Source organism: Rhizobium sp. PL01 (genome assembly GCF_033447125.1).
GTDB lineage: Bacteria > Pseudomonadota > Alphaproteobacteria > Rhizobiales > Rhizobiaceae > Pararhizobium.
This window is the reverse complement of record NZ_JAWQUM010000006.1, coordinates 270,366-290,680: the sequence shown is the minus strand read 5'-3', so window position 1 is coordinate 290,680 and position 20,315 is coordinate 270,366. Positions and strand designations below refer to the sequence as shown.

Annotated in this window: 16 protein-coding genes; 11 read left to right on the top strand and 5 right to left on the bottom strand. The window is 57.1% G+C overall.

Annotated elements, in window-relative coordinates:
* Window positions 1-6: 6 nt before the first annotated feature.
* Window positions 7-831 (bottom strand): pyruvate, water dikinase regulatory protein, encoded by an 825-nt coding sequence (locus R6X40_RS16700; protein WP_318414908.1) that lies wholly within the window; start codon window positions 829-831, stop codon window positions 7-9.
* Between the two features lie 404 nt (window positions 832-1,235).
* Between R6X40_RS16700 and hemE the strand changes: the two genes are divergently transcribed.
* The 8 genes from hemE (at window position 1,236) to R6X40_RS16660 (ending at window position 10,112) form a co-directional block, all read left to right on the top strand.
* Window positions 1,236-2,270, top strand: coding sequence for a uroporphyrinogen decarboxylase (hemE, locus tag R6X40_RS16695; protein ID WP_318414907.1), 1,035 nt, complete (start codon window positions 1,236-1,238; stop codon window positions 2,268-2,270).
* A complete protein-coding gene (gene hemJ, locus R6X40_RS16690; protein WP_318414906.1) occupies window positions 2,267-2,806 on the top strand; it encodes a protoporphyrinogen oxidase HemJ in 540 nt (179 codons plus the stop codon). Before hemE ends, hemJ begins: the two co-directional genes overlap by 4 nt.
* 195 nt (window positions 2,807-3,001) lie before the next feature.
* Window positions 3,002-4,267, top strand: a complete 1,266-nt coding sequence (gene rho, locus R6X40_RS16685; protein ID WP_099050890.1) for a transcription termination factor Rho — start codon at window positions 3,002-3,004, stop codon at window positions 4,265-4,267.
* 171 nt (window positions 4,268-4,438) lie between these two features.
* Window positions 4,439-5,758 carry a tRNA uridine-5-carboxymethylaminomethyl(34) synthesis GTPase MnmE gene (gene mnmE / locus R6X40_RS16680; RefSeq protein WP_318414989.1) on the top strand — a complete coding sequence of 440 codons (1,320 nt, stop codon included), beginning with the start codon at window positions 4,439-4,441 and terminating at the stop codon, window positions 5,756-5,758.
* Window positions 5,759-5,850: 92 nt separating this feature from the next.
* Entirely contained in the window at window positions 5,851-7,734 is a 1,884-nt protein-coding gene (mnmG, locus tag R6X40_RS16675) for a tRNA uridine-5-carboxymethylaminomethyl(34) synthesis enzyme MnmG (RefSeq protein ID WP_318414905.1), read from the top strand.
* Window positions 7,731-8,369, top strand: a complete 639-nt coding sequence (gene rsmG / locus R6X40_RS16670; RefSeq protein WP_318414904.1) for a 16S rRNA (guanine(527)-N(7))-methyltransferase RsmG — start codon at window positions 7,731-7,733, stop codon at window positions 8,367-8,369. The genes mnmG and rsmG overlap by 4 nt, the downstream gene beginning before the upstream one ends.
* Before the next feature lie 14 nt (window positions 8,370-8,383).
* Complete coding sequence (locus R6X40_RS16665) at window positions 8,384-9,178, top strand: ParA family protein (protein WP_318414903.1); 795 nt, start codon at window positions 8,384-8,386, stop codon at window positions 9,176-9,178.
* A 46-nt stretch (window positions 9,179-9,224) separates the two neighbouring features.
* Window positions 9,225-10,112 carry a ParB/RepB/Spo0J family partition protein gene (locus R6X40_RS16660; protein WP_318414902.1) on the top strand — a complete coding sequence of 296 codons (888 nt, stop codon included), beginning with the start codon at window positions 9,225-9,227 and terminating at the stop codon, window positions 10,110-10,112.
* A gap of 55 nt (window positions 10,113-10,167) precedes the next feature.
* On the opposite strand, the gene holA is transcribed toward R6X40_RS16660, so the two are convergent.
* From holA to leuS, 3 genes are read right to left on the bottom strand one after another with little or no spacing between them, the layout of a single operon-like run.
* On the bottom strand, window positions 10,168-11,202 hold the full coding sequence (holA, locus tag R6X40_RS16655) for a DNA polymerase III subunit delta (RefSeq protein ID WP_318414901.1): 1,035 nt from the start codon (window positions 11,200-11,202) through the stop codon (window positions 10,168-10,170).
* A 25-nt stretch (window positions 11,203-11,227) separates the two neighbouring features.
* Window positions 11,228-11,761 (bottom strand): LPS assembly lipoprotein LptE, encoded by a 534-nt coding sequence (lptE, locus tag R6X40_RS16650; protein ID WP_318414900.1) that lies wholly within the window; start codon window positions 11,759-11,761, stop codon window positions 11,228-11,230.
* A complete protein-coding gene (leuS, locus tag R6X40_RS16645) occupies window positions 11,748-14,378 on the bottom strand; it encodes a leucine--tRNA ligase (protein WP_318414899.1) in 2,631 nt (876 codons plus the stop codon). The genes lptE and leuS overlap by 14 nt, the downstream gene beginning before the upstream one ends.
* 213 nt (window positions 14,379-14,591) lie before the next feature.
* Between leuS and R6X40_RS16640 the strand changes: the two genes are divergently transcribed.
* The gene (locus R6X40_RS16640; RefSeq protein WP_318414898.1) at window positions 14,592-15,251 is read left to right on the top strand and encodes a YggS family pyridoxal phosphate-dependent enzyme; all 660 of its coding nucleotides are present in this window, start codon (window positions 14,592-14,594) and stop codon (window positions 15,249-15,251) included.
* A 117-nt stretch (window positions 15,252-15,368) separates the two neighbouring features.
* Window positions 15,369-17,276: a propionyl-CoA synthetase gene (locus R6X40_RS16635; RefSeq protein ID WP_318414897.1), complete on the top strand. Its 1,908-nt coding sequence runs from the start codon at window positions 15,369-15,371 to the stop codon at window positions 17,274-17,276.
* A 124-nt stretch (window positions 17,277-17,400) separates the two neighbouring features.
* Here the strand turns inward: R6X40_RS16635 and R6X40_RS16630 are convergent, their stop codons facing one another.
* The gene (locus R6X40_RS16630; RefSeq protein WP_318414896.1) at window positions 17,401-18,102 is read right to left on the bottom strand and encodes a DUF1013 domain-containing protein; all 702 of its coding nucleotides are present in this window, start codon (window positions 18,100-18,102) and stop codon (window positions 17,401-17,403) included.
* A 236-nt stretch (window positions 18,103-18,338) separates the two neighbouring features.
* On the opposite strand from R6X40_RS16630, the gene acs reads away from it, so the two are divergent.
* The gene (gene acs, locus R6X40_RS16625) at window positions 18,339-20,288 is read left to right on the top strand and encodes an acetate--CoA ligase (protein ID WP_318414895.1); all 1,950 of its coding nucleotides are present in this window, start codon (window positions 18,339-18,341) and stop codon (window positions 20,286-20,288) included.
* The last annotated feature ends 27 nt before the right edge of the window (window positions 20,289-20,315 follow it).

The window sequence follows — 20,315 nt, the reverse complement described above, 5'->3', positions numbered from 1 at the left end:
TTCGCCTTAACGTAGCCGTGGCCGGAGGGCAACGATGGCGGCAGCTGTTTCCTCGATCGAGCGACGCGTCACATCGATCATCGGCCAGTTGTTGCGCGCGCAAATCGACCGCGCATATTTCAGTTCTTCGGTTATCGAGGCTCGGTCGACGTAATCCTCGGCGTGATAGCTGTGGGTCGCCGTGCCCAGAATACGGTTCTGACGGACCTGTGAGATTCGATCCGCCGTGGCGATCAGACCGACAACCAGCGGCTTGGTCGCCTCCATCAACCGGTCGGGCAAGGAGACACCCGGCACGATCGGGATATTGGCTGTCTTGATACCGCGGTTGGCCAGATAGATGCTGGTCGGCGTTTTCGATGTCCGGCTGATACCAATCAACACCACATCCGCATCGTTGAAATCCGCCGGCAACTGGCCGTCGTCGTGATCCATGGTGAAATTCAGCGCGTCGATACGGGCGAAATAATCCGCATCCATCACGTGTTGCGCGCCGGAACGCCGGCGCGACGTTGCGCCCAGATAGGATTGGAAGAGATCGATGATCGGCTCGAGAACCGAGACGCAAGGCAACCCCATGTCCTTGCAGGTCAATGCGATGATGTCGGCGAGTTCTCGATCGACGATCGTATAAAGTACGATCCCCGGAGATCCATCGATCGCCTCCATCACCTGCATCAGCTGCTTGCGATTGCGAATCAACGGATAGACATGTTCGAGCGCGTGCGCTGATTGGAATTGCGATGCCGCCGCTCTCCCCGCGGCGATCAGCGTTTCGCCGGTCGAATCGGAGATCAGGTGGAGGTGGAAATAGTTTTTCTGGTTCTCCACGCTATTCTCCGAGGGCTGTTGATAAACCGGGACAGCGACAGCTAAGGACCGGGACGGTTCAAAGGCAAGGGGAAAACCTGCGAGTTATTCACAATCTGGATTCCGGGGACCGGGATTCCAAGGGCATGTGGAGAAGACTCATCACGTTGCGAAGCGCCAACTTTATCCACAAGCCGTCCACATGACTGCATCGGTTCAAACGGCAAGCGAAGCTTATGACTCTTCATCGTTTTTTGAAATCGTCCCCGCTCCTATCTGTCGCATGGAAAAATCACGCAAGAGATTCTATTGAACAGGTCAGCATGTGGAAAAGAGTCGGATGGCGTTTAATCCTCGATAGTCACAGACTCTAAGAAATAGAATCCTTAGATATAGATATCTTTTATAGTGGGAGAACGTGTCCGGTGACTGCGCAAATCCGTAAGGTGCTACAGGTGTTGAAGGGTGAAACTCTCTCACCTCCCCCAATCTGGCTGATGCGGCAGGCAGGTCGGTATCTGCCCGAATACAAGCAGACTCGTGCCAAGGCCGGCAGCTTTCTCGATCTCTGTTATTCGCCAGAGATGGCGGTGGAAGTCACCCTGCAGCCAATCCGGCGATATGCGTTTGATGCCGCTATTCTGTTCTCCGACATCCTCGTTATTCCCGATGCCCTGAAGCGCAATGTTCGCTTTGAAGAAGGGCATGGACCACGTATGGACCCCATAGACGTTTCTGAGATTGCAAAACTGGATATCCGGCCGGTATCGGCCCATTTGCAGCCGGTCATGGAAACGGTTCGCCGTTTGCGCCGGGAGCTACCGGATGAAACGACGCTGCTCGGCTTTTGCGGTGCCCCCTGGACCGTTGCCACCTACATGATTGCCGGGCACGGAACGCCTGACCAGGCGCCAGCGCGGCTTTTTGCCTACCAGCACCCCGAAATGTTCGATCGGCTGCTGGCGGTCCTTGCTGAGGTCTCTGCTGACTATCTGGTCGAGCAGATCGATGCGGGTGCCGACGCGGTGCAGATCTTCGATTCCTGGGCAGGGGTTTTGGGTGAGGAAGAATTCCGCCGATATGCTGTCAAACCGGTTCGCCGGATGATCGACAGTGTTCGTGCCCGCCGACCGCAAGCGAAAATTATTGCCTTTGCGAAAGGTGCTGGAATTCTCCTGAAGGATTACCGGCAGGTAACTGACGCCGATGCCATCGGTCTTGACTGGTCGGTACCCTTGTCTTTTGCTGCTGAGCTTCAGAAGGATGGACCTGTTCAGGGCAATCTCGATCCGATGCGGGTTGTGGCCGGCGGAAAGTCGCTGGATGACGGGATCGACGCGATCCTGCAAAAGCTCGGGAATGGACCGCTGATTTTCAACCTCGGTCACGGTATTACGCCACAGGCCAATCCCGACCATGTTTCGCAGCTGGTCGCCCGTGTTCGAGGGACAGGCCAATGATCGAGCGCCAGACGGATGTCCAACCGGGGAAAAAAGCGCGGACCCGCGCCTTCATCGCGATCGGCCTGTTCGTCGCGCTGCTCGCTGGGCTGTTCGTCTGGCAGCCGGATGATCTCTATCTCTGGATCAAGGCGCTGCACATCATCGCCGTGATGTCGTGGATGGCTGCCCTGCTCTACATGCCGCGCCTGTTCATCTACCACACCGACGCAGCACCCGGCTCCGAACAGTCGGAAACCTTCAAGATGATGGAGCAGCGGCTTTTGAAGGTGATCATGAACCCGGCGATGATGATCACCTGGGTGCTCGGTCTTTATCTGGCCTGGAGCGTCTACGGCTTTCAAGGTGGTTGGCTGCATGCCAAGCTTCTGCTTGTTGTTCTTCTGACCGGCGTCCACATGATGTTCAGCCGTGCGGTGAGAGCTTTTGCGCGCGATGAAAACACCCGTAGTGCCCGCTATTGGCGGCTGATGAACGAAGCCCCGACGCTGTTGATGATCCTCATCGTTATCGTAGCGGTGGTGAAACCTTTTTAAGCTTCGCGCGTTGAAGAAGGAAACTTTCGGTAATTTCGGTTGCCCCCTTGCGGCGCAGCCAGTGAGTCGCTATTTTCCCGCTATCTCCTCTTTCGTGGCATGTGTAAACGTTACGAGCCTGCCCCTTCCGCTGCAGCTCCCCTTACATCAAGCACGCCGACTTTCCTTTCCGATTTTCCAAGTGTGGTCCCCTTCATGGCTGAAATGAAGCTACAAGAACTTAAAAATAAAACTGCAACCGATCTCCTGGCATTCGCCGAGTCGGTCGAGGTCGAAAACGCCAGTGTCATGCGCAAGCAGGAGCTGATGTTTGCGATCCTGAAAATGCTGGCGAGCCAGGACGTCGAAATTATCGGCGAAGGCGTCGTCGAAGTGCTGCAGGATGGCTTCGGCTTTCTGCGCTCGGCGAATGCCAACTACCTGCCAGGCCCCGATGATATTTATATCTCCCCTTCGCAGATCCGCCGTTTCTCACTGAAGACCGGTGATACCGTTGAAGGCCCGATCCGAGGCCCGAAGGAAGGCGAACGCTATTTCGCGCTCCTGAAGGTCAACACGATCAATTTCGAGGATCCCGAAAAGATCCGCCACAAGGTTCATTTCGACAATCTGACGCCGCTCTATCCAAATGAGCGCTTCAAGATGGAACTCGAAGTTCCGACGTCGAAGGATCTGTCCGCCCGCGTCATCGACTTGATTGCTCCGCTCGGCAAGGGCCAGCGTGGCCTGATCGTCGCGCCGCCGCGTACCGGTAAGACCGTTCTCTTGCAGAACATCGCCCATTCGATCACCGCCAACCATCCGGAATGCTACCTAATCGTTCTTCTGATCGATGAGCGGCCGGAAGAAGTGACCGACATGCAGCGCTCCGTGAAGGGCGAAGTGGTGTCTTCGACCTTCGACGAGCCGGCAACGCGCCACGTTCAGGTCGCTGAAATGGTCATCGAGAAGGCCAAGCGTCTGGTTGAACATGGCCGCGACGTCGTCATCCTGCTCGATTCGATCACCCGCCTTGGCCGCGCCTACAACACCGTTGTTCCATCATCGGGCAAGGTTTTGACCGGTGGTGTGGACGCAAACGCCTTGCAGCGCCCGAAGCGCTTCTTCGGTGCTGCCCGTAACATCGAGGAAGGTGGCTCGCTGACGATCATTGCGACGGCCCTGATCGATACCGGCAGCCGCATGGACGAAGTTATCTTTGAAGAGTTCAAGGGTACTGGTAACTCGGAAATCGTTCTAGACCGCAAGGTTGCCGACAAGCGCATCTTCCCGTCGATGGACATCCTCAAGTCGGGTACACGTAAGGAAGACCTGCTGGTGCCGCGTCAAGATCTTCAGAAGATCTTCGTTCTGCGCCGCATCCTTGCCCCAATGGGAACAACCGATGCGATCGAGTTCCTCATCGACAAGCTGAAGCAGACCAAGACCAACGGCGACTTCTTCGATTCGATGAACACCTGATCGACTATTTTATTTCTACGCGAAGCCCAGGTTCAGCCTGGGCTTTTGTGTTTCTAGCGAAAACTTCATAGCCGGATTCATTGTCCGGATTCTAAACTTGCTCAAAGCATCGCCCATTGCGATGGATATCGGCAAATAGGGATACGCACGTTGAACCAGCCGCAGCAGTCCATGTCCGACACGATCTACGCCCTTTCCTCCGGCGCGCTGCCGGCGGGCGTCGCGGTGATTCGCATCAGTGGCCCTCGTACGTCGGAGGTTTTAAACGGCCTATGTGGTTCCTTGCCCTTACCTCGGCATGCTGTTTTGCGATCGATTCGCAATCGAAACAATGATGTGTTGGACCAGGGACTTGTCCTCTATTTTGCCGCTCCGGCGTCGTTTACCGGTGAAGACTGCGCGGAACTGCAGGTTCATGGCGGTCGCGCTGTGGTGAATGCCATCCTTGCTGAACTTGAGGTTTCACCGGGTGTGAGACATGCCGAGGCTGGCGAATTCTCGCGACGTGCATTTCAGAATGGCAAACTCGATCTGGTGGAAGTTGAGGGTCTTGCCGATCTGATTGCTGCCGAAACTGAAATGCAGCGGCGGCTTGCGCAGGAGCATTCCAGCGGCAACCTCTCGACGATCTACGAGGGTTGGGCCCACAGGCTGACGCATGCAAGAGCAATGATTGAGGCCGAACTGGATTTCGCCGACGAGGATGATGTTCCGGGCTCGGTCGCCGAGAAAATCTGGGTGGACATGCACGAATTGACGTCCGAGATCACGTCTCATCTGGAGGGAGCCGGCGTCGCGGAGATCATCCGTGATGGCTTGAAGATTGTCATTGCTGGTGAACCGAACGCCGGAAAATCCAGCCTGCTCAATCACCTGGCACGCCGCGATGTTGCCATTGTCACCGATATTGCCGGAACCACACGAGACATTCTCTCTGTCGATTTATCATTAGCCGGATTCCGTGTTCAGCTTTTCGACACCGCAGGGCTGCGAGAAACCGATGACAAGGTGGAACAGGAAGGCATTCGGCGTGCCTATCTGACGATCGATCAGGCCGATGTCGTTTTGCTGCTGGCTGATACACCAGAAGGCTTTATCCCTTTCGAAAAACTCCAACCGACGAAGCCGGTTATTCGAATCGGCACCAAGATTGATCGATCCCCTCTTTTGTGGGATAAGGCCAGCGCTGACGTGTTGATCTCAACGGAGACGGGCGCAGGAATTGATCGGCTCATTGAAATCCTTGCTGATCACCTGCCTGACGTGTCCGGTCAAAATGCGCTGTCCTTACCGACCCGAAAGCGGCACGTGAGTTGCTTGAAGCAAACGCTTTCCGCGATCGAGATCAGTTTGGCGCAATCAAATAGCGGACTTGATATTCAAGCAGAATACTTGCGACAGGCTGGCGATGCGCTTGGGAGAATTACCGGGCGAGTTGATGTCGAGGATCTACTTGGCGTGATCTTTTCTGAATTTTGCATCGGTAAATGAGGTGCAACAATTTATACAACGTTGGCGAGTCTTAAAGGATGTTTCACGTGAAACGATTCGCTTCCGTAACACCGTGATGGAGACGGTCTAAGATGTTCGATTATGATGTCATTATCATCGGCGGTGGCCATGCGGGTTGCGAGGCTGCCAGCGCTGCTGCGCGAATGGGCGCCAAAACTGCCTTGGTGACGCACAAGCGCGACACGATAGGCGTGATGTCGTGCAACCCGGCTATTGGCGGCTTGGGAAAAGGCCATCTCGTTCGTGAGATCGACGCGATGGATGGGCTCATGGGGCGTGTCGCCGATGCGGCTGGTATCCAGTTTCGGCTGTTGAACCGCCGTAAAGGACCGGCCGTGCGCGGCCCACGAACCCAGGCAGATCGCAAACTCTATCGCCAGGCCATGCAGTCGGAAATCAACGCAATCGAGAATCTTGAAGTCGTTGAAGGTGACGCATTTGATTTGCAGCTGAAGGACGGCCGTGTTTGCGGCGTCATCCTTGCCGATGGTCGCCATTTCTCCTGTGGCGCTGCAGTCCTGACCACGGGAACTTTTTTAAGGGGCCTCATTCATATAGGGGATCGCAAAATTCCCGCCGGAAGGGTCGGCGAGAATCCATCCCTCGGTTTGTCTGCAACATTGGAGCGTTTTGGTTTACGGCTCGGGCGGCTGAAGACCGGCACGCCCGCTCGTCTGGATGGCAAGACCATTGATTGGCAATCCGTCGGCCGCCAAGGTGCGGACGAAGATCCGGTTCCCTTCTCGTTTATGACTGAAAGCATCCTCAACCGGCAGATAGAATGTGGTGTGACGCGGACGACCGACGCAACGCATAAGATCATTTCCGATAATCTTATGAAGTCCGCGATGTATTCCGGGCAGATCGAAGGCGTCGGTCCGAGATACTGCCCGTCGATCGAAGACAAGATTGTCAAATTCGGTGAACGCGATGGCCACCAGATTTTTCTGGAGCCAGAGGGTCTAGACGACGATACCGTCTATCCCAACGGAATTTCCACATCGCTGCCGGAAGATGTACAGCAGGCTTTCATCCAAACAATTCCTGGACTGGAGAACGTTTCGATCATTCAACCGGGTTACGCCATCGAGTATGATCATGTCGATCCGCGTGAGCTCTCCCTCTCCCTGGAAGTCCGAAAAATCCCCGGCTTGTTCCTTGCTGGCCAGATCAATGGCACGACAGGTTATGAAGAAGCTGGCGCCCAAGGTCTGGTCGCGGGTTTGAATGCAGCGCTTCTCTGCGCCGGCAATACACCGCATGTATTCAGCCGCACCAACTCCTACATCGGCGTCATGATCGATGATCTTACCGCCCGCGGCGTGGCTGAACCCTACAGGATGTTTACATCACGCGCCGAGTATCGCTTGTCACTTCGCGCCGATAATGCCGACGTCCGGCTGACGCCCGAGGCGATGTCGCTGGGGTGCGTTTCGGCGGAACGTAGCGCTAAATTTGATAAATGGGTCGGGGATATTGAGAGTAACAGGCAGTTGCTGAAGTCGTTGACGGTAACGCCCACAGAAGGGCGAAGCCACGGACTGAAGTTGAACCTTGATGGTCAACGCCGCTCAGCGTTCGAGCTTCTGTCCTATGCCGATCACTCCATCCAATCGCTGAGCGCTGTTTGGCCGGCACTGTCTGGGATTGATGGTAAGCTCGCAGAGGCGCTCGAAATTGACGCGACCTATTCAGTGTATATGGATCGCCAGGCATCCGATATAGCCAGCGTTCGCAGCGAAGAGAGCCGTGTCATTCCGGATGATTTTGACTTTCAGGTTCTGTCAGGTCTGTCGAACGAGCTGAAGCAGAAGCTGAAAGCTGCGAAACCACGCAATCTGGCGCAGGCCATGAAGGTGGATGGAATAACACCTTCAGCTATATCACTGATCCTGGCGCATATGCGCAAGGGGTACCACACCCAAACAGAGCATTTAAAGCAGGCGATTCAATGATTGCGAGTCCTTCCCGTGAGCTAAACGGATTGCGTGTTTCACGTGAAACGTCGGAGAGGCTCGAACATTTTTCCACCTTGTTTCAGAAATGGGCTAAGTCGATCAACCTCGTAGCCCCATCGACGCTCTCGGACTTATGGCAGCGTCATATAGCCGATAGCGCACAGATCTTTCAGCTATTTCCGGGCCGGAAACGGTGGGTTGATCTCGGTAGCGGCGGTGGTTTCCCTGGTATTATAACGGCGATCTTCCTGGCTGAATTGGGAGATGGCTGGGTTCACCTGGTCGAAAGCAACAATAAAAAGGCGGCATTCCTTCGCGTAGCGCTGAATGAAACCGGCGCCCGCGGCTCTGTGCATCCGATTCGGATCGAAGATGCACGTGACATCATTCCGCAGTGCGATGTTATTTCGGCGCGAGCGCTTGCTGATCTCAGTCAACTGCTCGATTATTGTGCCCCATGGATGACCATGGCTAACAAACCACGAGCCTTTTTCCACAAAGGCCGGGATTATCAGCAGGAAGTGGACAAAGCCGTTAGTCGCTTTCAGTTTGATCTGGTAAAACATGCAAGCGTCGTCGAGCCGGACTCTGTGGTTCTCGAAATCGCAAATCTTTCGCGGAAAATTCAATAACGGCGGAATGCGGCATGATAGGCGAGAAGAATAGAATTATCACGATTGCCAACCAGAAGGGCGGCGTGGGGAAAACCACGACGGCCATCAATCTCGCAACCGCTTTGGCTGCTATCGGCGAAAAGGTACTGATCGTCGATCTGGACCCGCAGGGCAACGCGAGCACCGGTCTCGGTATCCAGCGGCGGGATCGAAAGCTATCCTCTTATGAGTTGATGATCGGCTCTCACAACATTGCTGATATCGTTCAGGACACAGTCGTTCCCAACCTTTCCATTGTGCCATCGACAATGGATCTTCTCGGCGTCGAGATGGAGATTTCGGCAGCCAGCGACCGGGTGTTTCGCCTGCGCAAGGCGCTATCCTCCCCCGAGGCGCTTGCCTATTCCTATGTGCTTGTTGATTGCCCGCCCTCGTTCAATCTCCTGACGATGAATGCCATGGCGGCCGCGCATTCGGTGCTGGTTCCTCTGCAATGCGAGTTCTTTGCTCTCGAAGGGCTGAGCCAGTTGTTGGAAACCGTCGATCAGGTTCGACGCTCGGTCAATCCGACCCTGGATATTCAGGGCATCGTGCTGACTATGTTTGATTCCCGCAACAACCTGGCGCAACAGGTGGTCAACGATGTTCGTACGCATCTTGGGGAGAAGGTCTATCATACATTGATCCCCCGCAATGTTCGCGTTTCCGAGGCGCCGTCCTATGGAAAGCCGGCGATCCTGTATGATCTGAAATGCGCGGGTAGCCAGGCCTACCTTCAGCTGGCATCCGAAGTGATCCAGCGGGAGCGGTTGCGGAAGGCAGCTTGACCCGCAATCGATTCGACATCGTAACGAATAAGTGTGAGTACTGACGATGAATGACGACAATTCGAGACGTAGACTTGGCCGTGGTCTTGCTGCCTTGATTGGTGAAATGGACCAGCCCTTGCAGGCGAGCAGTCCTGTTGCTGCGGTCAATGCCGACAGGCGTATCCCGATCGAGTTTGTCGCCCGCAATCCGCGCAATCCGCGCCGGACCTTTGATGAGTCCGAACTGCAGGATCTGGCAAGCTCGATCCGTCAGCATGGTATTGTTCAGCCAGTCGTGGTTCGCACTATCGCCGATGAACGTTACGAGATTATCGCCGGCGAGCGCCGCTGGCGTGCGGCTCAACTGGCAGGGTTTACGGATATCCCGGTCATTGTCCGCGACGTGGACGACCGAACCGCCCTGGAAATCGCGATCGTGGAAAACGTTCAGCGATCCGACCTTAATCCGCTTGAAGAAGCGCTGGGCTACGATCAGCTGATCGCTGAGCACGGTTACACCCAGAACGATCTCGGCGAGATCATCGGCAAGAGCCGCAGTCATGTGGCCAATAGCCTGCGGCTGTTGAAGCTGCCCGAACCGGTTCGGGATATGTTGTCATCGGGCACCTTGTCTGCAGGTCACGCCCGCGCCCTGATCCCGACGTCTGATCCGGTCATGCTGGCACGTTCGATTATTGCCAAGGGCCTGTCGGTTCGTGACACGGAACGGTTGGCGCAGAACGATATCCGTGCCCAAAACGACCCAACATATGGCAAGCCCTCCCCCAAAGAGGAGAAGGATGCTGATACCTTGGCGCTTGAGCGGACGCTGTCTGACAGCCTCGGGCTCGACGTCACCGTCAACCACAAGGCATCCGGCGGTCAGCTCCGAATTTCGTACAAGACCCTGGATCAGTTGGAAGAAATCTGCCGCTTGCTCGAGCGGCGCTGATATCGATTCGGAAACGAAACAAATATTCTAATTGAGTAATAACAAATAGGTAACTCTATTTGCGCGCCGATTGCAGGGTAATCGCCAGCAATGTCTGCATCGCGATGCTGTCTTCGAGGCTCTGCCGGGTGCGGCTCTGAAGAATAGCGGCCTGAAGGCGACCCATTTCGCGGCGGATTGCTGGTAGTGTCCAGGTCTTCAACGCGGCTTCGATCAACGGCTTGCGCCGGAAATGCAGATGGCGGCCCAGTGTAGCCACCACCTGGGTGGGTTGTTGCCGCTTGTCGTCCATCTCAGAGCGCATCACATCAAGCAACTGAAACTGCTTCAGGCAGGCCTGCAGCACCAGGAAGATGGCAGTCTTCGACGCAACGATCTTGCGGATGGCATGCTGAAGGCCGTCGGCATCGCCCTTGAGCACGGCATCGATCGCGTCATCGACAGAGACGGCGCTGGCATCGCCGACGATTTCCAGCACATGATCCTCTTCGATCGAACCCATGCCACGGCAATAGAGCGCCAGCTTGCGGATCTCGTTGCGAGAGGCGATTCTGTCGCCCCCAAGAGCTTCGTTCAGCCGCTCCCGTGCTGCTGGCGAGATGCGCAATCCTTCCTGTCCAAGCTCCTGATCGATCAGCGCATTCACTGCTCTAGCGTCGTCACTATAACAGGCAATGGATACTACCGCACGGCTGGTTTCACCGATCTTGCGAATGCCGGTACCCTTCTTGAGATCTCCAGCTTCAATGATTACATAGCTCGCTTCCGGCGGCTCTTTTGAGAGCACGGTAAGGCCATCGACCAGTGTTTTTTCCGTCCCCGACGCGCGGATCCAGACGAGCTTCTCGCCACCAAAAAGACCGATCGTATTGACTTCGTCCAGCAGCCGTCCGGGGCTTTGCTGAAGGTCCGACCCATCCAGCCGGATGAGCGAAAACGGATCATCGAGAGCGACGCCGGTTTTGCCCGCAATCTGCCCGGCGCGCTCGGAAACCAGTCCGCGGTCAGGGCCGTAGATCAGATAGATACGATTGTCCCGCAGCGGACGCTGCAGGAACTGCTCAAATTCGTGCGATTTGATCTCGGTCATACCGCCACCTTATGCCGCTGATAGTTCAGCGGCCAAGCGCTGCAGCGAGATCGGCGCGGATGATCTCAGCCAGTTCTTTGGAAGCACGCTTTTCGCCATCGCGTCTGGCGCGAACCTTGGCAAATTCCTGCTCCGGAAAGTCGACGAGCGATACGGCGGTGCGGTTGCCGGAGCGTACGGTTTCGCCGGTGTCGACACGGGTCAGGTTATAATCAGCCATGACGACGACGCGGCCAGCGCCAGCGGTATCGGTGTTATCGTCGGTGGTGTTCTGATCGTAGAGAACGCCCTGGATCTCGCTTGTGACGTTCAAAGCCAGCTTGTATTGCGCGTTCTTCGGTTCACCAGCACCGCCGGATGTCAGGAAGATCAACGCGTTGCGGACTTCCTGCTCGACGCGGTCATCGGCCTCTGAAATCTCGATCGATGCAAGTGCCTTTGCAGGCTTGCCTTGCGGGCCGTCCGAATAAAGCGGTTTGACCTGGCAGCCAGCGAGAACCACGAGAGTGCCGAAAGCCAGAAACTGCACGTATTTTTGAGCTTTTTCAGACAACGACATTCACGATCCTCTGCGGCACGACGATGATCTTTTTCGGGCTTTGGCCGTTCAGTGCAGTCTTGACCGGCTCGAGCGCCAGAACGGCACTCTCGATTGCAGTCTGATCTGCATCGCGCGCAATTGTCAAATCTGCTCGCTTCTTGCCGTTGATCTGAACGGGCATTGTCACTTCGTTCTCGGCAACAAGCGCTTCGCTGTAGACCGGCCAGGCTGTCTGGGCGACCAAGCCCGTTCCGCCGATCTCCTGCCAGCATTGCTCGGCCAGGTGCGGCATCATGGGGGCAACAAGGCTAATCAGGATCGATACCGCATCCTTGACGGCGGCGGTGGTTGCCTGATCTGCCGTTCCAGCCGCAACCTGTGTCAGCGGGTTTGCAAGGGCATTGACGAGCTCATAGAGCCGCGCCACGGCCTTGTTGAAGGCGAGCTTGTCGTAGTCAGCCTGAACCGCTTTCAGCGTCTTGTGGGTCAGCTGCGAGATCGCAAGAGCTGGCCCCGTGGAAGCGGGCTCGGCTTCGATCGATTTCAGCGCATCGGATGCTTCGGAGATCAATCGCCACAGGCGTTGGACGAAGCGATGGGCACCTTCGACGCCGGCTTCCGACCAGATCACGTCGCGATCGGGCGGCGAGTCGGAGAGAACGAAGAATCGCGCGGTATCGGCACCATAGGAGGCGATGATATCGTCGGGGTCGACAACGTTCTTCTTCGACTTCGACATTTTCTCGATCGAGCCGATGGTAATCGGTTCGCCGGTTTCAATCAGGCTCGCCTGCCGTTTGCCATCGGTCTCGACGATGATGATTTCAGCCGGTGTGACCCATTCGCGCTGAGCACCCTGCCCGCGGCTATAGGTTTCGTGCACGACCATGCCCTGCGTGAACAGGCCCTTGAAGGGCTCGTCGAGGCCGGCATGCCCCGTGGCCTTCATTGCCCGGGTAAAGAAGCGCGAATAGAGCAGATGCAGGATCGCGTGTTCGATGCCGCCGATGTACTGGTCGACAGGCAACCAGTGATCGACTGCTGCCGGATTGGTCGGCTTGTTTTCCCATGGTGCCGTAAAACGGGCGAAATACCACGAGGAATCGACGAACGTATCCATCGTATCGGTTTCCCGGCGCGCGTCCTTGCCGCATTGCGGGCAGGAAACATGGCGCCACGTGGGATGCCGGTCCAGCGGATTTCCTGGCTTGTCGAAGGTGACGTCATCGGGCAGCTTGACCGGAAGATCGGCCTTGGGCACCGGAATGACACCGCAATCGTCGCAATGGATGACCGGGATCGGGCAGCCCCAGTAGCGCTGGCGTGAAATACCCCAGTCGCGCAGACGGAAATTGACCTTGCGCTCAGCCTGCGGGGCGTTGCCGATCGAGGCCTGCTCCAGCGTCGATGCCACCTTTTCAAAAGCGTCTTCGATCGTCAGACCGTCGAGGTGGCGAGAATTGATCATCACGCCGTCGCCGACATAGGCCTCATCGCCAATGGTAAAGCTCGTAGCGTCGCCATCCTTCGGCATCACCACGGCAACAACCGGTAAGTCGTACTTGCGGGCGAAATCGAGGTCACGCTGGTCACCGGAAGGGCAGCCGAAGATCGCGCCGGTGCCATAGTCCATCAGAACGAAATTGGCGACGTAAACAGGCAGTTCCCAGCTTGGATCCAGCGGGTGCTTGACGCGGATGCCGGTGTCGATGCCCTTCTTTTCGGCCGTTTCCAGCGCTGCCAGCGATGTGCCGGCGCGGCGGGTCTCCTCGCAGAAGGTTTCGATTTCAGCATTCCCCGCAGCCGCTTGACGTGCCAGCGGGTGATCTGCAGCAATCGCAAGGAAGGAAGCACCAAACAGTGTATCTGGCCGCGTCGTATAGACTGCGACCTCGGTCGCGTCCGCTGCACCCGTGCCCGGAACGATTTCCCAACGGATCGTCAGGCCTTCGGAGCGGCCGATCCAGTTCTTCTGCATCAGCCGGACTTTTTCCGGCCATTGATCCAGCGTGTCGAGCGAATCGAGCAGGTCCTGGTTGAAATCGGTGATGCGGAAGAACCACTGCGTCAGTTCGCGCTGCTCGACCAGAGCGCCCGAGCGCCAGCCGCGGCCGTCGATCACCTGTTCATTGGCCAGAACCGTGTTATCGACCGGGTCCCAATTGACCTTCGATTGTTTGCGGTAGACCAGGCCCTTCTCGAGGAAATCGACGAACAAGTGCTGCTGGTGCTGATAATATTCGACATCGCAGGTGGCGAATTCGCGCGACCAGTCGAGCGAAAGGCCCATGACCTTCAGCTGCGCCTTCATCGAGGCAATGTTCTGGTAGGTCCAGGCGGCCGGGTGCACGCCGCGCTCCATGGCGGCATTTTCGGCGGGCATGCCGAAGGCATCCCAGCCCATCGGATGCAGCACGTTATAGCCGCGCGCACGCTTGTAGCGCGCTACAACGTCGCCCATCGCATAGTTGCGCACATGGCCCATGTGGATCCGGCCCGATGGGTACGGGAACATCTCAAGCACGTAATATTTTTCGCGCGGGTCATCGTTGTCGGTGGTGAAGACGTTCTTCTGGTCCCATTCCTGCTGCCAGCGGGGTTCAGAATCGCGCGGATTGTAACGTTCGGTAGCCATGTGATCGATGTTCCGGAAAATTGGGCGAGGGGAAATCAGTCCCCTGGATATTTGGCGTGACCTTCACCATGAAACAAGCGTAGCGTCAAGTTTTGGAAGGCTTTGAGGCAAAACTTTGAAGCATTTGGCTGGCATCTGGCGATTACGGGTTGGCAGCCACGTCCAGTTTGACTATTGCGCCAAAAGGGCTGGAAATTGATGGAGATGACGGCAATGAGCGTGGAAGAACGGTTGAACGGCGTTTTGAGCCGGATTCGCGATGCAGAGCACGCTGCCAATCGTCCCATAGGTGCCGCCTCTCTCGTTGCGGTTTCAAAGACATTCGATGCCGATGCAATCCGCCCGGTGATTGCGACGGGCCAGCGGACCTTTGGCGAAAACCGCGTGCAGGAAGCGCAAGGCAAGTGGCCGGAACTGAAGGCTGAAACCGCCGATATCGAGCTTCATCTGATCGGCCCGCTGCAATCGAACAAGGCGGCGGATGCGGTGGCATTGTTCGATGTCATCGAAACCATCGATCGGGAAAAGATCGCCCACGCTGTCGCTGCTGAAATCATTCGGCAGGACAAACCGGTTCGCCTCTTTGTTCAGGTCAATACGGGTCTGGAACCACAGAAGGCAGGCATCGCTCCGGATGATACCGTGGCCTTCGTGACGTTGTGCCGTGAAACGATCGGTATTCCGGTGGAAGGACTGATGTGCATTCCGCCGGCGGACGAAAATCCCAGTCCGCATTTTGCACTGCTGGCCAAGCTTGCCGAACGGTGCGGCGTGAACAAGCTCTCCATGGGCATGTCCGGTGATTTCGATATTGCCGTGCAGTTCGGCGCCACCAGCGTGCGCGTCGGCTCAGCGATCTTCGGAACACGTTAGTCTTCTCTGACGGCTAGAACGCTCTAACGCTTTCGTCTGGCTTCTCCGTGTCCGGGCAATCCCCTATGGTCTCTTCCGGAGGCCGGTTCGCCCGGTATGGGAGTGGAGGAGACGGCTATGGCGAGCAGCTATTCCGACGTTTATGGCGCGTGGAAACAGGATCCCGAAGGCTTTTGGGCCGATGCAGCCGGCGAAATTGACTGGTTCCGGCCGTTCGATCAGGTTTTCGACCCGAGCCAGGGTGTCTACGGACGCTGGTTTCCCGCTGGCGAAACCAATACCTGTTTCAATTGCCTGGATCGCCAGGTGGCCGCAGGTCTCGGCGATCAGAATGCCTTGATCTACGACAGCCCGGTGACTGGCACAGTCGAGCACTGGACCTATGACGCCATGCTCGGCGAGGTCGTGGCGCTTGCGGCGGTCTATCGTGATCTGGGTGTCGGCAAGGGCGACCGGATCATCATCTACATGCCGATGATCCCGCAGGCCGTGTTTGCCATGCTGGCGGCGGCGCGCATCGGCGCCGTTCATTCCGTTGTCTTCGGCGGTTTTGCCGCAAGTGAACTGGCGACCCGCATCACTGATTGCGAGGCTAAATTGGTCGTCTCAGCCAGTTGCGGTATCGAAGTTGGCCGGATCATCCCGTATAAACCGCTGCTCGACGCCGCAATCGAGATCAGCCAGCACAAGCCAGCTCATTGCCTTGTTTTCCAACGGGATGTGCTCACGGCAGACCTTCAAGTGGGGCGCGACATCGATTTCGCCGCTGCCACAGCATCGGCAAAGCAACGTGGCGTTGCGGTTGCCTGCACCCCGGTTCTGGCCACCGATCCGCTCTATATCCTCTATACGTCAGGGACGACCGGCCAGCCAAAAGGTGTCGTGCGTGACAATGGCGGCCATATGGTCGCGCTCAAATGGTCGATGCAGCATTTCTTCGGCATCAAGCAAGGCGAAGTCTTCTGGGCGGCCTCCGATATCGGCTGGGTCGTCGGTCATTGTTACATCGTTTACGGGCCGCTGCTGAATGGCAGCACGGCAATCCTCTATGAGGGGAAACCGGTGGGCACGCCTGACGCCGGTGCCTACTGGCGTGTGATCGAGCAGCATGGCGTGACCACGCTGTTCACTGCGCCGACAGCCTTTCGCGCCATTCGCAAGGAGGATCCGCAGGGCGATTTGATTCGCCGTTACGATCTGTCGACATTCAGGGCGCTTTTTCTGGCAGGCGAGCGCGCCGATCCCGATACGGTGGCGTGGGCGGAGGAAAAGCTCGGGGTTCCCGTCATCGATAATTGGTGGCAGACGGAAACGGGTTGGCCGGTTGCCGGAAATCCGATGGGCCTTGGGTTATTGCCGGTGAAATACGGATCCGCCGCCGTGCCGTTGCCAGGATATGATGTTCAGGTGCTCGACGATGCCGGTCATCCGGTCGGATCCGGAACGCTGGGCAATGTGGTCATCAAGCTTCCGATGCCTCCTGGCTGTCTGCCGACATTCTGGAATGCAGATCAGCGGTTTCGCGAGACCTGCCTAACCGAGTTTCCCGGCTATTACCGCACGGCTGACGCCGGTTACATAGATGAGGATGGCTATATCTTCATCATGTCGCGCACCGACGATATCATCAATGTCGCCGGCCATCGTCTGTCCACTGGAGCGATGGAAGAAATCTGCGCCAGCCATCCCGATGTCGCAGAATGTGCCGTCATCGGCATTGCTGATCCCATCAAAGGCCAGGTGCCGGCCGGTTTTTTGGTCATCAACGCAAATGTTTCCCGTGAAACAAACGATATCGAGAAGGAGGTTATTGGTTTGGTTCGCGAACGCATCGGGCCAGTCGCAGCGTTCAAGACGGCGATCTGTGTCAAGCGGCTACCGAAGACCCGGTCGGGCAAGATCCTGCGCGGGACGATGCAGAAGATTGCGGACGGCGAAAGCTGGAAGATGCCGGCAACGATCGATGATCCGACAGTGCTGGACGAAATCGCGACTGCTCTGAATGGGCGAGGTATCGGAGTCTAGCCGCCCACAATTATCTTTAGCCGGAGTCACCTCTCAAAAGGCCAGACAAGGAAGTTCGCTCTAAAAGCACAAAAAAACCCGGATCAGCTGATCCGGGTTTTCCATCGTGAACAATTGGTTCCGATCAGTAAGCGTTGTCTTCGTCCTCGTCCTTGCGGTCGGACTTGAGGGCCTTGAGCTTGGAGAAAACAGCGTCGGCGTCGATCTCTTTTTCTTCTTCGCGGTCGTAGGAGAACGGCAGCTTTTCGGTTTCCTTCGAAGCTTCCAGCGTCGCGCCGAGTTCGGCAGCGGTTGGCAGCGGACGGCCCTTATTGGCGCGTTCGACTTCAAGGTCGAGGTCGATCTGTGTGCAGAGGCCCAGCGTGACCGGGTCCATCGCCGTCAGGTTGGTCGAATTCCAGTGGGTGCGCTCGCGGATCTGCTCGATCGTCGACTTGGTGGTGCCAACGAGACGCGAGATCTGGGCATCCTTCAATTCTGCATGATTGCGCACCAGCCACAGAATGGCGTTCGGGCGGTCCTGGCGCTTGGAAACCGGGGTATAGCGCGGGCCCTTGCGCTTGCTGTCCGGGACGCGAACCTTCGGTTCGGAAATCTTCAGCTTGTGGTTTGGATTGCTTTCAGCGCGGGCGATCTCGTCGCGCGACAGCTGGCCGGTGGCGATCGGATCAAGGCCCTTGATGCCCTGCGCGGATTCGCCGTCGGCGATTGCCTTGACTTCCAGCGGATGAAGTTTGCAGAACGTGGCGATCTGTTCGAACGACAGGGCAGTGTTGTCAACAAGCCATACGGCCGTCGCTTTGGGCATAAGCAGTTGTTGAGCCATGGATATAGTCCTTCTGTCCGTCCGCGCCGGTGTCGCGGGCCGTGGGGGTGTAACCACTTAATTTCCGGGAAATTAGCGCCTCTATACCCTCGTCCTCTCAGAAATGCAATTCTTCTTGAATAAATGACCTTTTGTCTAATGGACGCCGTGTCTTGACCTGATATGTATGGCGCCCGAAGCGGGCGAGCACGAGGAGATGTGCCGTCTGAAACTGCCTGTGCAGGGAGGAAATCATCATGTCTGCCAAAACCTATCCAATCCTGGAATCCGCCCGGAACCGTGCTCTTATTGACGATGCGACTTACCAGGCCTGGTACAAGCAAAGCGTCGCTGATCCTGAAGCTTTCTGGGGCGAGCATGGCAAGCGCATCGACTGGTTCAAACCCTATACCAAGGTCAAGAACACCTCTTTCGAGGGCGATGTTTCGATCAAGTGGTTCGAGGATGGCGTCACCAACGTCTCCTATAATTGCATCGACCGGCATCTCGAAAAGCGTGGCGACCAGGTGGCGATCATCTGGGAAGGCGACAATCCCTATGACGACAAGAAGATCACCTATCGCGAGCTTCACGAGCATGTCTGCCGCCTCGCCAATGTGCTGAAGGCAAAAGGCGTCCAGAAGGGCGATCGCGTTACCATCTACATGCCGATGATCCCGGAAGCGGCCTATGCGATGCTGGCCTGCACGCGTATCGGCGCCGTGCATTCCATCGTTTTCGGCGGTTTTTCGCCAGACGCACTGGCCGGCCGTATCGTTGATTGCGAATCCACCGTTGTCATCACGGCTGATGAAGGCCTGCGTGGCGGCAAGCCGATCCCGTTGAAGGCCAATACCGACCAGGCTATCGAGATCGCTTCGCGCGGTGGCGTCGAGGTCAAGTCGGTGATTGTCGTGCGCCGCACGGCCGGCAAGATCGCCTGGTTCTCCGAGCGTGACGTCTGGTACCATCAGGCCGTTGCCAATGTCGAAGCGGATTGTCCGCCAGCGCAGATGAACGCGGAAGACCCGCTGTTCATCCTCTACACCTCCGGATCGACTGGAAAACCAAAGGGCGTGCTGCACACGACGGGTGGCTACCTCGTCTATGCTTCGATGACGCATCAATACGTCTTCGACTATCACGACGGCGATATCTACTGGTGCACCGCCGATGTCGGCTGGGTGACCGGCCATTCCTATATTGTCTACGGCCCGCTCGCCAATGGCGCCACAACGCTTATGTTCGAAGGTGTGCCGACCTATCCGGACGCTGGCCGTCTCTGGGACGTCGTCGACAAGCATCAGGTCAACATTTTCTATACTGCGCCGACAGCCATCCGCGCCCTGATGGGCCAGGGTGACGCTTTCGTCACGCGGTCTCAGCGCACATCGTTGCGCACGCTCGGTTCCGTCGGCGAGCCGATCAATCCGGAGGCCTGGGAATGGTACTATCATGTTGTCGGCGATGGCCGTTGCCCGGTGGTGGATACCTGGTGGCAGACGGAGACCGGCGGCATTCTGATTACGCCCCTGCCCGGCGCCACGGCCCTGAAGCCCGGCTCTGCCACCCGCCCGTTCTTCGGCGTGCAGCCGCAGCTGGTCGATGGCGAAGGCAAGGTGATCGAGGGAGCCGCAGACGGCAATCTCTGCATCACCGACAGCTGGCCCGGCCAGATGCGGACGGTCTACGGCGATCACGAGCGTTTCATCCAGACCTATTTCGCCACCTACAAGGGCAAGTATTTCACCGGTGACGGCTGCCGCCGTGATGACGACGGCTACTACTGGATCACCGGTCGTGTCGATGACGTCCTGAACGTCTCCGGTCACCGTATGGGCACGGCGGAAGTCGAATCAGCGCTGGTCAGCCATGATTCGGTGTCGGAAGCCGCAGTCGTTGGCTATCCGCATGACATCAAGGGCCAGGGCATCTATTGCTATGTAACGTTGATGGTCGGTGAGACCGGATCAGACGATCTGCGCAAGGCGCTGGTAACCCATGTCCGCAAGGAAATCGGGGCCATCGCGTCACCGGACAAGATCCAGTTTTCGCCCGGCCTGCCAAAAACCCGTTCCGGCAAGATCATGCGCCGCATCCTGCGCAAGATTGCCGAGGATGATTTCGGGTCGCTCGGCGATACATCGACGCTTGCCGATCCAGCCGTTGTCGATGACCTCATCGCCAATCGTCAGAACAAGAAGTAAAGCGACCCCGAGCCATCCGCTGTCCGG